Here is a 16,882-nt window from a genome sequence, read left to right on the forward strand (position 1 = left end):
ATTTTTTTACAACCGCTGTAACAGGCATGATGAAATAGGAAAGAAAATGGATATACAGGCAGTTATTAAAGAGCAGGTCACAAGCAACCCGGTAGTTCTTTACATGAAGGGCACACCAAAATTCCCACAATGCGGTTTTTCAAACCTCGCAACACAAATACTTAAAGCCTGTGACACAGATTACCTGGCAGTGGATGTGCTGGCAGACCAGAATATTCGCGAAGGTATCAAGGTGTATGCAAATTGGCCAACGATCCCGCAGCTTTACATTAAAGGCGAGTTCATCGGTGGCTCCGATATCATGCGTGCCATGTACGAAAGCGGTGAGCTGCAAACCTTATTGAATGCGGCTAAATAATTGGACAAATTACTCATTACCGGCGGTAACCGCCTTCATGGTGAAGTCACAATCTCTGGTGCCAAGAATGCTGCGCTACCTATTTTGTGCGCATCACTACTTGCAGAAACACCATTGCACCTGAGTAGTGTTGCAGCCTTAAAGGATATCGACACTACGATCAAGCTGCTGGATACCATGGGGGTCAAGATCTCCCGTAATGCAGATAAAGTGACGCTGGATGCGAGTGAGGTTGCGTCCTTCGAAGCAACCTACGAAATGGTCAAGACCATGCGCGCTTCCATTCTGGTACTGGGACCGCTGCTGGCGCGCTTTGGCACTGCCCGCGTGTCATTGCCGGGTGGCTGTGCCATCGGTTCGCGTCCGGTTGACCTGCATATCAAAGGCCTGCAGGCAATGGGTGCGGCAATACACATCACACACGGCTATATTCAGGCGAGCACTTTGCATTTGCCGAATCGTCGCCTGCAAGGTGCACGTTACTATATGGACCTGGTGACCGTCACCGGTACTGAAAACCTCATGATGGCCGCAGCCCTGGCTGAAGGCACAACAGTGCTGGAAAACGCGGCTAAAGAGCCGGAAGTGATTGATCTGGCCGAGATGCTGATTAAAATGGGCGCCAGGATTACGGGTGCGGGCACTGATGTGATTACGATCGAGGGCGTGGAGAAACTTAACGGTACCTCCCATAATGTCGTATGCGACCGTATTGAGGCTGGTACTTATATGGTAGCAGCGGCAATGACCGGTGGAGAGGTGAAGTTGCTTAATGCCCGCGCTGACTTGCTGGATGCCGTGATCGAAAAGCTGCGTGAAGCAGGTGCTACCGTGACTTCCGAAGCCGACACTATCACCGTGAAAAGTGATGGTAAATTAAAGGCCGTGAATATCCGTACGGCACCGCATCCTGCCTTCCCGACCGATATGCAGGCGCAGTTCATGGCACTTAACACCATGTCGGAAGGCGTGGCGAAAGTGACCGAAACCATTTTTGAAAACCGTTTCATGCATGTGCAGGAAATGCAGCGCATGGGTGCAGACATCAGTATCGACGGTAATACCGCCCTGGTGAAAGGCGTGCCTTCGCTGGATGGAGCCACGGTCATGGCAACGGACCTGCGAGCTTCTGCGAGCCTTGTGCTGGCGGGGCTGGTGGCGCGCGGTGATACCCTGATCGAGCGTATCTATCATCTGGATCGCGGTTACGAAAATCTGGAAGATAAATTAAACGCCTTGGGCGCCAATGTTAAGCGGATCGCTTAAAGAAAAACAGACATAGAATGATTACGATAGCACTATCAAAAGGCCGTATTTTCGAAGAAACCGTACCCTTGCTGGCTGCGGCAGGTATCCATGCGGCTGAGGATCCTGAGTCATCACGCAAGCTCATTATCGGCACCAATCGCGAAGATGTTCGCTTGATTATTGTCCGTGCAACCGATGTACCGACCTATGTGCAATATGGGGCAGCTGACTTAGGCATAGCCGGTAAGGATGTGCTGGATGAGCATGGTGGGGAAGGTTTGTATCAGCCGATAGACCTGCAGATTGCCAAGTGCAGGATGATGGTGGCGGTGCGCGAGGATTTTGATTATTTCGGCTCAATTCGAAGCGGCGCTCGCTTGAAAGTGGTCACCAAATATGTCAAAACCGCACGCGAGCATTTTGCAGCCAAGGGTATGCATGTTGACCTGATCAAACTGTATGGCTCAATGGAACTGGGTCCCCTGGTTGGTTTGGCGGATGTGATCGTAGACCTGGTGAGTACAGGTGGAACCTTGCGTGCCAACAACCTCAAGGCTGTAGAAGAAGTTGGTGAGATCAGTTCGCGTCTGGTTGTGAATCAGGCCTCGCTCAAGTTGAACAGGGCGAAACTGCAGCCCATTATGGATGCGTTCAAGACAGCCATCTCCGCCGGAAAATAAATTTAGCTGATAGGTTCAATCGTATGAAAATTAGACGTTTTTCAACTACTGATAGTGATTTCAAGAGCAATTTAAAAGATCTGCTTGCGTTTGAGACGGCGCAGGATGACTCTATTGATGTAGTGGTGGCAGGTATCCTTAAAGATGTAAAAAACCGTGGTGATGCAGCCGTGCTGGAATACACCAATCGTTTTGATAAAACGGGTGCAACCAGCCTTGCGCAGCTTGAAATCAGCCAGGCTGAACTTGCGGCCGCTTTGAACAGCCTGCCTGCTGATCAGCGTGCTGCGTTACAGACAGCGGCTGATCGTGTACGCAGCTACCATGAAAAACAGCTCATGAGTTCATGGAGCTACACAGAGGCCGATGGCACTTTGCTGGGCCAGCAAGTCACTTCGCTGGATCGCGTAGGATTGTATGTGCCTGGCGGCAAGGCAGCTTATCCTTCATCGGTGCTGATGAATGCGATTCCTGCCAAAGTAGCCGGTGTGCAGGAATTGATCATGGTAGTGCCGACGCCTAACGGCGAGAAGAACCAGTTGGTGCTTGCTGCCGCAGCAGTCTGCGGTGTTGACCGTGTATTCTGCATTGGCGGCGCACAGGCTGTGGGTGCTTTAGCTTACGGTACTGAGACGGTGCCGCAGGTGGATAAAATTGTAGGCCCCGGCAATGCTTATGTAGCGGCTGCAAAACGTCGCGTATTTGGCGTGGTGGGTATCGATATGGTGGCGGGGCCATCCGAGATTCTGGTTATCTGCGATGGCAAGACCGATCCGGACTGGATTGCGATGGATCTGTTCTCGCAGGCAGAGCATGATGAATTGGCGCAGTCCATATTATTAAGCCCGGATGCTGCATTCCTGGATAAAGTGACTGCCAGCATTGAAAAGCTGGTGATCAATATGCCGCGCAAGGACATTATCACCACTTCGCTTACCAACCGGGGCGCATTGATACAGGTGTGCGACCTGGATGAGGCTGCGGAAATCAGCAACTACATTGCACCGGAGCATTTGGAACTGTCGCTGGAAGACCCATTGGCGTTCAGTAAAAAAATCAAGCATGCCGGCGCTATTTTTATGGGCCGTGATACCTGCGAGGCTTTGGGTGATTATTGCGCAGGCCCGAATCACGTATTGCCTACCTCGCGTACGGCCAGGTTCTCGTCACCGCTGGGTGTCTATGATTTCCAGAAACGGTCAAGCCTGATCATGGTGTCTGCGGAAGGCGCGCAAGTGCTGGGTAAGGTTGCCGCTACTTTAGCTTATGGCGAGGGCTTGCAGGCGCACGCACGTTCCGCAGAGTATCGTCTCAAATCGCGCAATTAACTGTGCCGGCATCGTCTTCGCTTTGCGCCGTACTTGAACCGTACGGTCTTTAAAGCTTTACTTTTGCCGCCTTGTGCTTCTTTTAATATCGTGTTTGCGCATGTGCGATATTAAGCAATATGTCAGAGGTTTTAGTATGAGTAAATTCTGGAGTGATATCGTACATAAGTTAACCCCTTATGTGCCTGGCGAGCAGCCGAAGTTAACCAATCTGGTCAAGCTGAACACAAATGAAAACCCTTATGGCCCTGGCCCTAAGGTCATTGCAGCATTGAAGACAGAAGCTGCAGATACTCTGCGCCTGTATCCTGACCCCAATTCAGATGCATTGAAGGCAGCGATCGCACATGCTTATGCTTTAAGCCCAAATCAGGTATTTGTAGGTAACGGTTCAGATGAAGTTCTGGCGCATGTGTTCCAGGCGTTGCTCAAGCATGATCAGCCATTGTTGTTTCCTGATATTACTTACAGTTTTTATCCGGTCTACTGCGGCCTTTATGGTATTGACTACCGGACGGTTCCGCTTGCGGAAGATTTTTCGATCAATATTGATGACTATAAACAGCCTAATGGCGGCATTATTTTCCCTAATCCCAATGCCCCGACCGGTATCCCGCTTGCATTGTCACAGATAGAGCAGTTGCTGCAGCGCAATCCCGGCTCAGTGGTCGTGATCGATGAAGCTTATGTGGATTTTGGCACGGAATCAGCGGTAGGGCTCATTAGCCGATATCCCAATCTGCTGGTGACGCACACTTTATCAAAAGCACGCTCGCTGGCGGGATTGCGTGTCGGTTACGCCATGGGTTCGCCAGACCTGATTGAAGCGCTTATTCGCGTGAAGGATAGTTTCAACTCCTATCCGATTGACCGGTTTGCATCTGCCGGTGCCATTGCTGCATTGCAGGATACTGAATATTTCGAGAAAACCTGCAAGCAGGTCATGGCTACAAGAGAGGCGCTGGTAGATGACCTGGTAAAGCTTGGTTTTCAAGTGCTACCATCAGGCGCGAATTTCATATTTGCCCGGCATCCGGCATGGGATGGTGCGGAATTGACTGCAAAATTGCGCGAACGCAGCATCATCGTGCGCCATTTTAAATCACCAGCCCGTATTTCGCCTTATTTACGCATCACGATAGGTACCGATGCGCAATCTAAATTATTGATCGATGCATTGTCGGGTATTTTATAGCAGGGTGCGCTGGGCGATAAATCCCAATGCAGGTGCGGCCTGGGCTTCAAGTGGCATGGAAATTGTAAAAAAACCGTTAAAATAAACACGAAAAGTTTGAATTTTCTGCGTAACTACGGTTATCATAGCGAAATGTGCGTTTTGTGCACAATATAATAATTAATTTCAATTTCGTATTTTTAACCTAAGTAAATCAATCATTAAGTATTGGTTTATTATTCGTTGGAGGATGTATCGTGGCACAAACCCAAATGGCATTAGATTCATTAGATTTCGACGCAACAGTTGCCCTGGCAACTAAAGTTGCTCCACATGTAGACATTTTAGAAATCGGTACTCCATGCATTAAGCATAACGGTATCAAACTGCTGCAAACACTGCGCGCAAAATTCCCGAACAACAAAATCCTGGTTGACCTGAAAACAATGGACGCCGGTTACTACGAAGCTGAGCCATTCTTCAAAGCTGGCGCAGATATCGTTACAGTACTGGGTACTTCAGACATCGGCACAATCAAAGGTGTTATTGATGTTGCAAACAAATACGGTAAAAAAGCACAAGTTGACTTGATCAATGTGGCTGATAAAAAAACACGTACACAAGAAGTTGCAAAATTAGGCGCGCACATCATCGGTGTTCACACTGGTTTGGATCAACAGGCTGCTGGCCAGACACCATTTGCTGACTTGGCTTTGGTTGCAGGCTTGAACCTGGGTGTTGACATTTCAGTTGCCGGTGGCGTTAAAGCTGCTACGGCTGCTCAAGTACGTGACGCTGGTGCAACTATCATTGTTGCCGGTGCTGCTATCTACGGCGCTGCTGACCCAGCTGCTGCTGCTGCTGAAATCACAGGTATCGCTCATGGCGGTTCAACTGGCGGTTTATTCGGTTTTATTAAAAAATTATTCAGCTAATTTTTTAACTGATTGAAAAAACCCCAGTCTTAAAAGCTGGGGTTTTTTTATGTCAAATTTCTATTTAGTCAGGTAAATATACGTGATCGCCTTGTAATGGGTTAAAATGCCGTTACATAACATTTGATATACATTCTATGCGTACAGCCAAAGTTAACAGAAACACATTAGAAACCCAGATCGCAGTGAGCATCAATCTTGATGGCACTGGCCTTTCTTCATTTAACACAGGCCTTGGCTTTCTGGATCATATGCTAGACCAGATTGCCCGCCATGGCATGATGGATATTGAAGTGAATGCCAAGGGTGATTTGCATATCGATGCGCATCATACAGTTGAAGATATTGGCATCACCTTAGGCCAGGCGTTTGCGCAGGCAGTTGGTGATAAAAAAGGCATTCGTCGTTATGGCCATGCCTATGTGCCGCTGGATGAAGCGTTATCACGCGTGGTTCTGGACATTTCAGGACGCCCGGGTCTGGAATTCGGCTGTACGTTCACACGCGCAGCGATCGGCACGTTTGATGTCGACCTCATACATGAGTTTTTCCAGGGCTTTGTGAACCATGCCAATGTCACTCTGCATATCGATAACTTAAAAGGTCACAATGCCCACCATCAGGCAGAGACAATTTTCAAGGCTTTCGGCCGTGCGCTGCGTGTGGCCGTAGAGTTCGATACGCGTATGGCGGGTATCATGCCGTCAACGAAAGGCAGTTTGTAAGGCTCTCGCTGCCGGGGATTCCATCGCCGGTAAAAACAGGTCACAGCAATACCACAAAATAACATGAGCAAAATAGATATCGCGGTAGTAGATTATGGCATGGGCAATTTGCGCTCAGTATCAAAGGCGCTTGAGCATGTCGCGCCGGCAAAGCATGTTTTGGTCACCGGCAATCCTGATGATATTGCGGCAGCAGAGCGTGTTGTCTTTCCCGGACAGGGCGCCATGCCGGATTGCATACGCGAGCTTGATGCGAGAGGCCTGCGTGATGCGGTCATTGCTGCCACGCAGAACAAGCCTTTTTTAGGTATATGCATTGGCCTTCAAATGCTGTTTGAGCATTCCGAAGAAGGTGATGCAGCGGGTCTTGGCGTGTTTAAAGGCAGTGTGAAGCGCTTTGCGGCAGAACATATGGTCGACAGCGAGGGTGGTAAACTGAAGGTTCCACACATGGGCTGGAACCAGGTATATCAAACCGGCGCTGAACCGCATGCTTTATGGCAGGGCATTCAGGATGCCGCCAGATTCTATTATGTCCATAGTTATTATGTGCAGCCAGATGATGACGGTATCATCGCTGGCTATAGCCATTACCCGAACAGGTTTACCTGTGCAATTGCAAAAGATAATCTGTTTGCAGTGCAGTTCCATCCGGAAAAAAGTGCCGATGCAGGTTTGCAGTTATTGAGCAATTTCGTAAACTGGTCGCCAGACTAAGCGGCAGTTTAATGATGGATAGCAGTTACTTTATTAATTACTGATTTTTTATTTGATTTATTTTTCACTATGTTAATTATCCCAGCAATTGATCTCAAAGACGGCCAGTGTGTCAGACTTAAACAAGGCTTAATGGAGGAGTCTACGGTATTCTCCGAAGATCCGGGTGCGATGGCTCGGCATTGGGTGGATCAAGGCGGTAAACGGCTGCACCTGGTTGATTTGAACGGTGCATTTGCAGGTAAGCCGGTCAATGAAGGTGCTATCAAATCTATCGTAAGCGCAGTTGGCGGCGATATACCGATTCAGCTGGGTGGTGGCATCCGTGATCTGGAAACCATAGAGCGTTATCTCGATAATGGTATCGATTATGTGATTATCGGTACGGCAGCTGTTAAAACGCCTGGCTTTCTGCATGAGGCATGCTATGCATTCCCCGGACAGATCATGGTCGGACTGGATGCCAAAGATGGCAAGGTGGCAATTGACGGATGGTCTAAGCTGACAGGCCATGACGTGATTGACCTGGCGAAAAAATTTGAAGATTATGGCGTCAATTCAATTGTCTATACTGATATTGGCCGTGATGGCATGTTGAGCGGTGTGAATATTGAAGCCACTGTTGCGCTGGCGCAGGCATTGACGATTCCTGTCATTGCGTCAGGCGGCGTGACCAACCTGGACGATGTCAGGAAGCTGTGCGCAGTTGCCAGTGAAGGTATTATCGGCACGATTACCGGCCGTGCAATCTATGAAGGTACGCTGGATTTTTCTGCCGCACAGAAACTTGCGGATGAGTTAAGTTGATGGAGCTTGTCTGATGGGTCTGGCAAAACGCATTATTCCGTGTCTTGACGTGACGGATGGCCGTGTTGTAAAAGGCGTGAATTTTCTTGAACTGCGCGACGCCGGTGATCCTGTTGAGATTGCCAAGCGCTATGATGATCAGGGTGCTGATGAGCTGACATTTCTGGACATTACGGCCAGCTCCGATAACCGTGGCCTGATTCTGCATATTATCGAAGAAGTGGCGAGTCAGGTGTTTATTCCTCTGACAGTGGGCGGCGGTGTGCGCGAGGTTGAAGATGTGCGCCGCCTGTTGAATGCCGGAGCCGATAAGGTTAGTATTAACACGACAGCAGTGCTTAACCCGCAGATGGTGAAAGCCGCTGCTGACCGCTTTGGTTCGCAGTGCATCGTTGTGGCGATCGATGCCAAAAAAGTTGAAAATCAACCTTTCGAATGGGAAGTATTTACCCATGGTGGCCGTAAGGCAACCGGACTTGATGCCGTTAAATGGGCTGAATACATGGTGAGCCTGGGTGCTGGTGAGCTGCTGGTCACCAGTATGGATAGGGACGGTACTAAAATCGGCTTTAACAACCCGCTTAACAGGGCCATCAGTAATGCCGTAGAAGTGCCCCTGATCGCATCAGGAGGTGTAGGTAATTTGCAGCATCTGGTCGATGGCGTCAAGGAAGGCGGCGCTGATGCCGTGCTGGCTGCCAGCATATTCCACTATGGCGAATATACGGTAAGGGAAGCGAAAGAATATATGGCCAGGCATGGTATAGAGGTCAGGCTATGAATTGGCTGGATGAAATTCACTGGGATGCTGACGGGCTGGTGCCTGTCATTGCACAGGAGCATGATACGGGCGATGTCGTCATGTTTGCCTGGATGAACCGTGAAGCATTGCAATTAAGCCAGGATACCAGGCAGGCTGTTTACTGGTCACGGTCGCGCAAACGGCTGTGGCGTAAAGGTGAAGAGTCCGGGCATGTGCAGAAAATACATGAGATCCGCCTTGATTGTGACGAGGACGTGATTCTGCTGAAAATAGAACAGGTTGGCGGTATCGCCTGCCATACTGGCCGCCACAGCTGTTTCTTCAAGAAGCTGGAGAATGAAAACTGGCTGGTAGACCAGCCTGTCATCAAGAACCCGGAAGATATTTATAAGCATGAGTAATTCAATGAATGACGTTCTAGACCGTTTGTCCGATTTGCTGGAGCAGCGCAAGTCTGCCGACCCTGCATCGTCTTACGTTGCCAAACTCTATGCTAAAGGCATGGACAGCATTCTTAAAAAAATCGGTGAGGAAGCAACCGAAACGGTGATTGCGGCTAAAGGCGGTAATAAAGAGGAAATTATCTATGAAACTGCCGATTTATGGTTTCATACACTGGTCATGCTTGCAAAAGCGGATTTAAAACCATCGGATGTACTGGCAGAGCTGGCCAGGCGTGAAGGTTTGTCTGGTATCGATGAGAAAAATGCCAGACCAAAAGGATAGTGAGGCTGGAATGAGCGCAGACTGTATTTTTTGCAAGATTATCAAGGGCGATATTCCTTCAAAGAAGGTGTATGAAGATGACGATGTGATCGCCTTTCATGATATACATCCGATCACCAGGGTGCATTTCCTAATCGTGCCCAAGCTGCATATTGAAAGTTTGCAGACTTGCGAAGCGCAGCATCAGGCATTGCTGGGCAAGATATTGTTACTGGCCCCCAAGCTGGCTGCAGAGCAGGGTTTGAAAGGGTTTCGTACGATGATCAATACTGGGCGCGAAGGCGGGCAGGAAGTGTTTCATGTGCACGTACACGTATTTGGTGGCGGCGAGTCGCTGCCGAGAATTTAGCGGCATCAGTCAGCGGATATTATTAAGGAGAGCATCATGGGATCATTAAGCATTTGGCATTGGTTGATTGTTTTGTTGGTGGTGGTGCTGATATTCGGTACAAAGAAGCTGCGCAACCTCGGTGGTGATGTGGGTGGTGCCGTTAAGAGTTTTAAAGATGCGATGGCCGAAGAAAAAAATGGATCCGCTACTTCAGAAGCTATCACTGACCAGTCAGAAAAAGCGCTGACAATCGAAGCCAATGCCGTTGAAGTTCCGGCTACCAAGGCACCAGCAAAGAAACGCGCCCCGGCTGCAAAAACCGCTGCTGCCAAGAAGCCTGCTGCTAAAGCCTCAGCGGACAAACCCAAAACACCAGCGAAAAAAGCTTCAGCAGCTAAACCCAAAGCGGCTACGATAAAAGCTGAGTCTTGATTTTTCAGGTCAGGACTGTATCTGCTATTTATCCGACTTTAGTTTCTAACCGTGTTTGATATTGCCTTTTCTGAATTGGTGGTCATCGCAATCGTTGCACTGATTGTGATTGGCCCGGAGAAGTTACCGAAAGTTGCGCGTACGCTGGGGACACTGGCTGGGCGCATGCAGAAATACATGGCGCAGATTAAAGAAGAGGTAAACCGGGAGGCGCGTTTTGCAGAGCTCCAGAAACTGCAGGATGAGATCCGGAGCGCCGGTAATGCTGCACAGGAAAAGCTGCAATCCGAGGCGGGAAAGATTAGCCAGGATTTGCAAATCAGCGAAGCAGAAGGCGCCAAGCCAGCTCTGGACAAACAGCCCAATCCTAACCCAGATAAAGAATAGTGCTGGCACGTGACTCCTACCGAAAATTTCATATCACATCTAATTGAGTTGCGCAGCCGCTTGCTGCGTATCGTTGTGGGCTTGATCGTTGTTTTTGTCGCACTGTTTCCATTTGCCAATGATATTTATGCATTGCTGGCAGCGCCTTTGCTGGGCAAGCTGCCGCTGGGCGGGCAGATGATCGCCACCGGCGTCACTACCCCATTCTTTGTGCCGATGAAGGTGGCGATGATGGCTGCATTTTTGATTTCGCTGCCGCATACGCTTTACCAGGTCTGGGCATTTGTAGCCCCAGGCCTTTATGCGCATGAAAAGAGATTCATGGTCCCGATCATTGTTTTCAGCAGTTTTCTGTTTCTGCTGGGCATGTCTTTCGCTTATTTTCTGGTCTTTCCGGTGGTGTTTGGATTCATTGTAGGTACCGCGCCGGAAGGTGTCGCGGTCATGACCGATATCGGAAACTACCTCGATTTTGTCATGACTTTGTTTTTCGCTTTTGGGCTGTCTTTTGAGGTACCTATCGCAGTGGTCATGGCTGTCCGTTTCGGCTGGGTGGACATTGCAGCACTTAAAGACGCGCGTGGTTATGTAGTGGTGGCGGCATTTGTGATCGGCGCAATCTTTACTCCGCCAGACATCATTTCACAGTTCATGCTGGCGGTTCCTATGTGGCTGCTGTATGAGTTAGGCATTTTTGTTGCCGCATTCACCAGCAAGAAATCCGAGCCGACAATTCAACCGCCGGCTTAAAGGCTATTCACTCACAATTTCAGATGGCTTCGGGCGTTTGCCGATAATAACCGAAATGTTAATGATCGCCTCGGCACGCGCAATCTGGATAGTGGCTTTTTGATTCGGCTTCAGGGCTGCAATCAAGTTCAGCATGGTGCCGCTGTCAATGACAGGTTTACCCTCGATCGCCAATAAAATGTCACCGGCGCGCAGGCCAGCCTTGTCGGCGGGGCTGTTGCGCAGAACACCTGCAATCAGTGCGCCTTGCGGCCGTTTTAAGCGGAATGATTCTGCAAGTTCCGGCGTAATGTCCTGTGCCTCAATGCCTATCCAGCCGCGGGTTACGTTCCCTTGAGCAATGATTTGTTCAGTCACCTGCTGTGCCAGTGTTGCCGGTATGGCGAAGCCAATGCCCATGGAGCCGCCGCTGCGTGAATAGATTGCACTATTGATGCCGACCAGGCTACCTTCGGTATCGATTAATGCACCGCCAGAATTGCCGGGGTTGATCGAGGCGTCTGTCTGGATGAAGTTTTCATAGATGTTAATTCCAAGGTGCGTGCGGCCAAGAGCGCTGACGATGCCCTGCGTGACAGTCTGGCCGACACCGAAAGGATTGCCGATAGCCAATACTACATCGCCGACACTCAGCTTGTCCGAACTGGCAAAAGTGATTGCAGGCAGATTATCGGCATCTACTTTAATCAGTGCGAGATCAGTGTCGGGGTCGGTCCCTACCACTTTTGCAGAGAGCTTGCGGCCGTCTGACAAAGCCACCTCGATTGCATCCGCTGTTGCAATCACATGGTTATTGGTCAGGATCAAACCTTTTTCACTTACGATCACGCCGGAGCCCAGGCTGTTTTCCGGTTGCGAAGGGGTTTCCATGTCGTCGAACTGGTCGCCAAAGAAATGCCGAAAAACCGGGTCGTCCAGGAATTTCTCATGCGGGTTGGCAGCGGCTGCCTTGCTGGTGAAAATATTGACCACAGAAGGCATCGCTTTTTTTGCCGCATGACGGTAAGAGCCTGCCGGAGTGGCCTCCTGTAATTGATCATTCGGCTTTACTACCAACGCATGTTCTTTCTGATTTAAAAAATCAGGATTGAAAATGCGCAATACAAACAGCAATGCCATGCACACGGTCGCCGTTTGTGCAAAAATGAGCCATACTTTTTTATGCAGCTGGTTATTCATAAGTTAAATGTAAAGAAAATGAGTAGTTTGGATATCGGGTCGCAGCAATCGGAAATCAATAGCACAGAATCTAAAGGTTATAGTTTATGGTAAAAATCAATGAGTTAATACATTATACCCAACAACTCATGCGTGTAGAGCGTTTCAAGGATTACTGTCCTAATGGCTTGCAGGTTGAAGGACGGCAGGATATTCGCAAAATTGTGTCCGGAGTGACGGCGAGCATGGCGCTGTTGGAAGCGGCCCACAAAGCGAATGCTGATCTGGTGCTGGTGCATCATGGCTATTTCTGGCGTAACGAAGATGCCAGAATTGTCGGGATAAAACGTAATCGCATCGCCTATCTGTTAAAAAATGATTTAAACCTGATGGCATATCACTTGCCTCTGGATGCGCATGCAGAGCTGGGCAATAACGTGCAGCTTGGCAAATTGCTTGGATTGAATGCAGTCGATTACGCAGGTGATGAAAATCTGGTCGCTTACGCCGACCTTGATATTCCAACAGCGCTAGGAGATTTTGTATCGCGCATTGAAAGCAGCCTGCAGCGTCGTGCCATGGTGGTGGGCGATAGAAATCGGCTGATACGCAGAGTTGCCTGGTGCACCGGGGCTGCGCAAAGTTATATTGAAGCGGCGGCAGCGCTTGGCGCCGAGGTTTTCATCAGTGGCGAGATTTCAGAGCAGACCACCCATCTGGCGCTTGAAATGGGCGTGGCCTATGTTTCTGCGGGGCATCATGCAACCGAGCGCTATGGTATCCGGGCGCTCGGTGAGCACCTTGCGGGCAGGTTTGATTTGGAGCATGAATTTATAGATATTGATAATCCGGTTTAGTTGTTTTACTTCAGTCACTTATTAAATAAAGCTTTAATTGCTTAGTAAAAACATTGTATAATTCGGCGATTAAAAACCGCTCGATTTCAAGCTGTGCCCGCTGTAGGTAATGCTCTTCTAGCCGGCGCTATTTTAATATATATGATGGCATTGGTCTCAAAAGGACTTGATGCTGAATTCGGTCAATCCTTTCATGCATGAGGAAAACATGTCAGACAACCAAAGTGACAAGCAGCAGACTGGCTCGCAAGCTAGCGAGTGTTCTCAAGTAGATTTAGATAAGCGTAACTTCTTAATAGCAACTTCAGCAGTAGGCGCCCTGGGCTGTGCCGCAGTCGCGGTGCCTTTTGTTAAGAGCATGACGCCAAGTGAGCGTGCGAAAGCCGCTGGTGCGCCGGTAGAAGTTGATATCAGCAAAATTCAGCCGGGTACGATGCTGACAGCAGAGTGGCGTGGTCAGCCGGTGTGGGTGATTAACCGGACCGATGAAATGGTCGCAGAGCTGGCGAAGCATGATGATCAGTTGTCTGATCCTGCGAGTAACGTAACTTCCCAGCAGCCTGAGTATTGTAAAAATGAAGGCCGTTCAATCAAACCTAATGTTGCCGTGGTCGTAGGTATCTGTACGCACCTGGGCTGTTCCCCGACTGAGAAGATGAAAGCGGGCGGCGATATGGGCGAGAAGTGGACCGGCGGTTTCTTCTGTCCTTGCCACGGTTCCAAGTTCGACTTGGCGGGCCGTGTGTTTAAAGGCTCTCCAGCGCCAATTAACCTGGTGGTGCCTCCGCACAAATATCTAAGCGATACTGTGTTGCTGATTGGTGTTGATACTGAAGATAAGGCTTAATCATGACTAACAAAAATAAATCTCAAGATAAATCCCAGGATAAGTCAAAATTAGCGGGTGTCATGAATGACACTTTGAATTGGGTGGATGCCCGCTTTCCCTTGACCAGCAATATCAAGGCGCACCTGACCGAATATTATGCACCCAAGAATTTCAATTTCTGGTACTTCTTTGGTTCACTGGCTTTGCTGGTGCTGGTGCTGCAAATTGTGACAGGTATCTTCCTGACCATGCACTATAAGCCAGATGCTGAACTGGCGTTCGGTTCTGTAGAATATATCATGCGAGATGTGCCGTGGGGCTGGCTGATCCGTTATATGCACTCGACCGGCGCTTCCATGTTCTTTGTCGTGGTGTATCTGCACATGTTCCGTGGCTTGATTTACGGTTCATATCGCAATCCGCGTGAATTGATCTGGCTATTCGGCGTGGCGATTTTCCTGGCGCTGATGGGCGAGGCTTTCTTTGGCTACCTGTTGCCTTGGGGTCAGATGTCATACTGGGGTGCGCAGGTCATTGTGAACCTGTTCTCTGCAATTCCATTTATTGGTCCTGACGTGTCTCAGTGGCTGCGTGGTGATTATCTGGTTTCAGATGCTACGTTAAACCGTTTCTTTGCGTTCCATGTGATTGCCTTGCCGTTTGTGCTGGTGGGTTTGGTCGTTGCACACCTGATCGCATTGCATGAAGTTGGTTCAAACAACCCGGATGGCGTGGAAATCAAGAAGCTGAAAGATAAAACAACAGGCATTCCGCTGGATGGTATCCCGTTCCATCCATACTACACAGTGAAAGATCTTGTAGGTGTGGCAGCATTTCTGATTGTATTCTCAGCGATTATTTTCTTTGCACCGGAAATGGGTGGTTATTTCCTTGAGGCGAATAACTTTGTGCCGGCAGATCCGCTTAAAACGCCTGCACACATTGCGCCGGTATGGTATTTCACGCCTTACTACTCAATCCTGCGTGCGGTACCGCCTATCCTGAATTCGCAATTCCCGGGTGTGGCTGCAATGGGCCTGTCAGTAGTGGCTTTTGCATTCCTGCCTTGGCTCGATAGAAGCCCGGTCAAGTCGATCCGTCATCGCGGTGCGTTATATAAAGCTTGGTTGGCTGCGTTTGTGGTGAGTTTCCTGGTTTTAGGTTATCTGGGTACCGTGCCTTCAAACGTATGGGGCCAGTTTGGTGCGTGGATGGGTGGTGCGGATCGCGCTACCGTAGTTGCACGATTCTTTACGGTTGTTTATTTCTTGTTCTTTGCCTTGATGCCTTGGTATACCAAAAAAGACAAAACTAAACCAGTGCCAGAAAGAGTGACAGGATAATAGCCATGAAAATTATAGATAATATGAAAAATATTTTTTCAGCAGTATTGTTAGCGCCATTGTTTGTTTTATCGCTTACCGCAGCTGCCAATGAAGAGTTGGCGCTGGATAAGGCGCCGGTGGATGCTTCAAACCATGAATCATTGCAGCGTGGTGCGCGTACGTTTGTTAACTATTGCCTTAACTGCCATAGCGCGAATTACATGCGCTATAACCGACTGCTTGAAATCGGGCTGACGGAAAAGCAGATCAAGGACAATTTGCTGCTGGCCGGCGAAAAAGTGGGTGATACCATGAAGGTGGCGATGAACAAGAAGGAGGCTGCAAAGTGGTTAGGCGCTGCGCCGCCTGATCTGTCGGTTGAAGTGCGTGCTCGCGGTGCGGATTGGGTGTATACCTATATGCGTGGCTTCTACCGTGACAGCTCACGTCCAACTGGATGGAATAATACAGTGTTCGATAAAGTGGGTATGCCACATGTGCTCTACGAACTGCAGGGTGAGCAGGAGCTTAACCATGAAACGCATGAGTTGAAATTGGTGAAGCCGGGTCGTCTCTCTGTTGAGGAGTATGATGTGCTGGTTGGTGATCTGACTAATTTCCTGGCTTACATGTCTGAGCCTGCAAAACAACAACGTAACCAGCTGGGCTGGTTAGTTTTACTGTTTTTGAGTGTGTTGTTGGTTCTGACTTACAAACTCAAGAAAGCTTATTGGAAGGATATACACTAAATATGATGACTTTATATTCGGGGACGACTGATCCCTATAGCCACCGCTGTCGAATTGTTTTATTCGAAAAAGGCATGGATTTCCAGGTGATTGATGTTGACCTGGCAAACAAGCCTGAGGATCTGGCAGTTATCAATCCCTATAATCAAGTACCGGTTCTTGTTGAGCGCGATCTGGTGCTATCTGAAGCTAATATCATTAATGAGTACATTGATGAGCGCTTTCCGCATCCGCAGCTGATGCCGCCTGATCCGGTGATGCGTGCCCGTGCCAGGTTGTTCTTGTATAGTTTTGAGAAAGATCTGTTCAGCCACATTGCAGATATTGAATCGGGTGATGAGCAGAAGGCGGATAAGGCGCGTGCGACTATTCGTGACAACCTGACGCAACTGGTACCTATTTTTTCCAAGCAAAACTATTTGCTGGGAGATGATTATTCAATGCTGGATGTTGCAGTAACGCCTCTGCTGTGGCGCTTGGGGCACTATGGCATTGAATTGCCAAACCAGGCTGCGCCGATTCTCAAGTATGCAGAGCGCCTGTTCTCAAGGCCTTTGTATTCGGATGCGATGACGCCGTCCGAAAAAGCGATGCGTAAGTAAT

At 49.1% G+C, this 16,882-nt stretch carries 22 protein-coding genes; 21 read left to right on the plus strand and 1 reads right to left on the minus strand.

Annotated features, from left to right (window positions below; translation table 11 throughout):
- Positions 1–46 precede the first annotated feature (46 nt).
- The 16 genes from grxD (at position 47) to tatC (ending at position 11,361) form a co-directional block, all read left to right on the plus strand.
- Entirely contained in the window at positions 47–358 is a 312-nt protein-coding gene (grxD, locus tag GQ51_RS09865; protein ID WP_047552421.1) for a Grx4 family monothiol glutaredoxin, read from the plus strand.
- On the plus strand, positions 359–1,624 hold the full coding sequence (gene murA / locus GQ51_RS09870; protein ID WP_047552423.1) for a UDP-N-acetylglucosamine 1-carboxyvinyltransferase: 1,266 nt from the start codon (positions 359–361) through the stop codon (positions 1,622–1,624).
- 17 nt (positions 1,625–1,641) lie between these two features.
- On the plus strand, positions 1,642–2,286 hold the full coding sequence (hisG, locus tag GQ51_RS09875) for an ATP phosphoribosyltransferase (RefSeq protein ID WP_047552425.1): 645 nt from the start codon (positions 1,642–1,644) through the stop codon (positions 2,284–2,286).
- 23 nt (positions 2,287–2,309) lie between these two features.
- Positions 2,310–3,614, plus strand: coding sequence for a histidinol dehydrogenase (gene hisD, locus GQ51_RS09880; RefSeq protein ID WP_047552427.1), 1,305 nt, complete (start codon positions 2,310–2,312; stop codon positions 3,612–3,614).
- Between the two features lie 136 nt (positions 3,615–3,750).
- Positions 3,751–4,809 (plus strand): histidinol-phosphate transaminase, encoded by a 1,059-nt coding sequence (gene hisC, locus GQ51_RS09885; RefSeq protein WP_047552429.1) that lies wholly within the window; start codon positions 3,751–3,753, stop codon positions 4,807–4,809.
- A gap of 236 nt (positions 4,810–5,045) precedes the next feature.
- Positions 5,046–5,723, plus strand: coding sequence for a 3-hexulose-6-phosphate synthase (gene hxlA, locus GQ51_RS09890; protein WP_047552431.1), 678 nt, complete (start codon positions 5,046–5,048; stop codon positions 5,721–5,723).
- A gap of 137 nt (positions 5,724–5,860) precedes the next feature.
- Entirely contained in the window at positions 5,861–6,448 is a 588-nt protein-coding gene (gene hisB, locus GQ51_RS09895) for an imidazoleglycerol-phosphate dehydratase HisB (protein ID WP_047552434.1), read from the plus strand.
- Between the two features lie 63 nt (positions 6,449–6,511).
- Positions 6,512–7,165 carry an imidazole glycerol phosphate synthase subunit HisH gene (gene hisH, locus GQ51_RS09900; RefSeq protein ID WP_047552436.1) on the plus strand — a complete coding sequence of 218 codons (654 nt, stop codon included), beginning with the start codon at positions 6,512–6,514 and terminating at the stop codon, positions 7,163–7,165.
- A gap of 69 nt (positions 7,166–7,234) precedes the next feature.
- Positions 7,235–7,972, plus strand: a complete 738-nt coding sequence (hisA, locus tag GQ51_RS09905; protein ID WP_047552438.1) for a 1-(5-phosphoribosyl)-5-[(5-phosphoribosylamino)methylideneamino]imidazole-4-carboxamide isomerase — start codon at positions 7,235–7,237, stop codon at positions 7,970–7,972.
- Between the two features lie 13 nt (positions 7,973–7,985).
- Complete coding sequence (gene hisF, locus GQ51_RS09910; RefSeq protein ID WP_047552441.1) at positions 7,986–8,753, plus strand: imidazole glycerol phosphate synthase subunit HisF; 768 nt, start codon at positions 7,986–7,988, stop codon at positions 8,751–8,753.
- Positions 8,750–9,136: a phosphoribosyl-AMP cyclohydrolase gene (gene hisI / locus GQ51_RS09915; protein ID WP_047552443.1), complete on the plus strand. Its 387-nt coding sequence runs from the start codon at positions 8,750–8,752 to the stop codon at positions 9,134–9,136. The genes hisF and hisI overlap by 4 nt, the downstream gene beginning before the upstream one ends.
- A 4-nt stretch (positions 9,137–9,140) precedes the next feature.
- A complete protein-coding gene (locus GQ51_RS09920; protein ID WP_047552446.1) occupies positions 9,141–9,461 on the plus strand; it encodes a phosphoribosyl-ATP diphosphatase in 321 nt (106 codons plus the stop codon).
- Between the two features lie 10 nt (positions 9,462–9,471).
- Positions 9,472–9,810, plus strand: a complete 339-nt coding sequence (locus tag GQ51_RS09925; protein ID WP_047552448.1) for a histidine triad nucleotide-binding protein — start codon at positions 9,472–9,474, stop codon at positions 9,808–9,810.
- Positions 9,811–9,846: 36 nt separating this feature from the next.
- Positions 9,847–10,224, plus strand: coding sequence for a Sec-independent protein translocase subunit TatA (gene tatA / locus GQ51_RS09930; protein WP_047552451.1), 378 nt, complete (start codon positions 9,847–9,849; stop codon positions 10,222–10,224).
- 51 nt (positions 10,225–10,275) lie between these two features.
- A complete protein-coding gene (gene tatB / locus GQ51_RS12070) occupies positions 10,276–10,611 on the plus strand; it encodes a Sec-independent protein translocase protein TatB (RefSeq protein ID WP_052177800.1) in 336 nt (111 codons plus the stop codon).
- Positions 10,612–10,620: 9 nt separating this feature from the next.
- Positions 10,621–11,361 (plus strand): twin-arginine translocase subunit TatC, encoded by a 741-nt coding sequence (tatC, locus tag GQ51_RS09940; RefSeq protein ID WP_047552452.1) that lies wholly within the window; start codon positions 10,621–10,623, stop codon positions 11,359–11,361.
- Between the two features lie 3 nt (positions 11,362–11,364).
- Here tatC and GQ51_RS09945 read toward each other — a convergent pair whose 3' ends face one another.
- Positions 11,365–12,540: a Do family serine endopeptidase gene (locus GQ51_RS09945; protein WP_047552454.1), complete on the minus strand. Its 1,176-nt coding sequence runs from the start codon at positions 12,538–12,540 to the stop codon at positions 11,365–11,367.
- Positions 12,541–12,626: 86 nt separating this feature from the next.
- Here GQ51_RS09945 and GQ51_RS09950 point away from each other — a divergent pair, with 86 nt between their 5' ends.
- The 5 genes from GQ51_RS09950 (at position 12,627) to GQ51_RS09970 (ending at position 16,881) form a co-directional block, all read left to right on the plus strand.
- Complete coding sequence (locus tag GQ51_RS09950) at positions 12,627–13,376, plus strand: Nif3-like dinuclear metal center hexameric protein (protein WP_047552457.1); 750 nt, start codon at positions 12,627–12,629, stop codon at positions 13,374–13,376.
- Positions 13,377–13,584: 208 nt separating this feature from the next.
- Positions 13,585–14,223, plus strand: a complete 639-nt coding sequence (gene petA, locus GQ51_RS09955) for a ubiquinol-cytochrome c reductase iron-sulfur subunit (protein ID WP_047554113.1) — start codon at positions 13,585–13,587, stop codon at positions 14,221–14,223.
- A gap of 62 nt (positions 14,224–14,285) precedes the next feature.
- Positions 14,286–15,548 carry a cytochrome b gene (locus GQ51_RS09960; RefSeq protein ID WP_088178155.1) on the plus strand — a complete coding sequence of 421 codons (1,263 nt, stop codon included), beginning with the start codon at positions 14,286–14,288 and terminating at the stop codon, positions 15,546–15,548.
- A 5-nt stretch (positions 15,549–15,553) separates the two neighbouring features.
- The gene (locus tag GQ51_RS09965) at positions 15,554–16,279 is read left to right on the plus strand and encodes a cytochrome c1 (RefSeq protein ID WP_047552462.1); all 726 of its coding nucleotides are present in this window, start codon (positions 15,554–15,556) and stop codon (positions 16,277–16,279) included.
- 2 nt (positions 16,280–16,281) lie between these two features.
- Positions 16,282–16,881 (plus strand): glutathione S-transferase N-terminal domain-containing protein, encoded by a 600-nt coding sequence (locus tag GQ51_RS09970; protein ID WP_047552465.1) that lies wholly within the window; start codon positions 16,282–16,284, stop codon positions 16,879–16,881.
- Position 16,882: the final 1 nt, after the last annotated feature.

The organism is Methylotenera sp. G11 (genome assembly GCF_000799735.1).
Taxonomy (GTDB): Bacteria; Pseudomonadota; Gammaproteobacteria; order Burkholderiales; family Methylophilaceae; genus Methylotenera.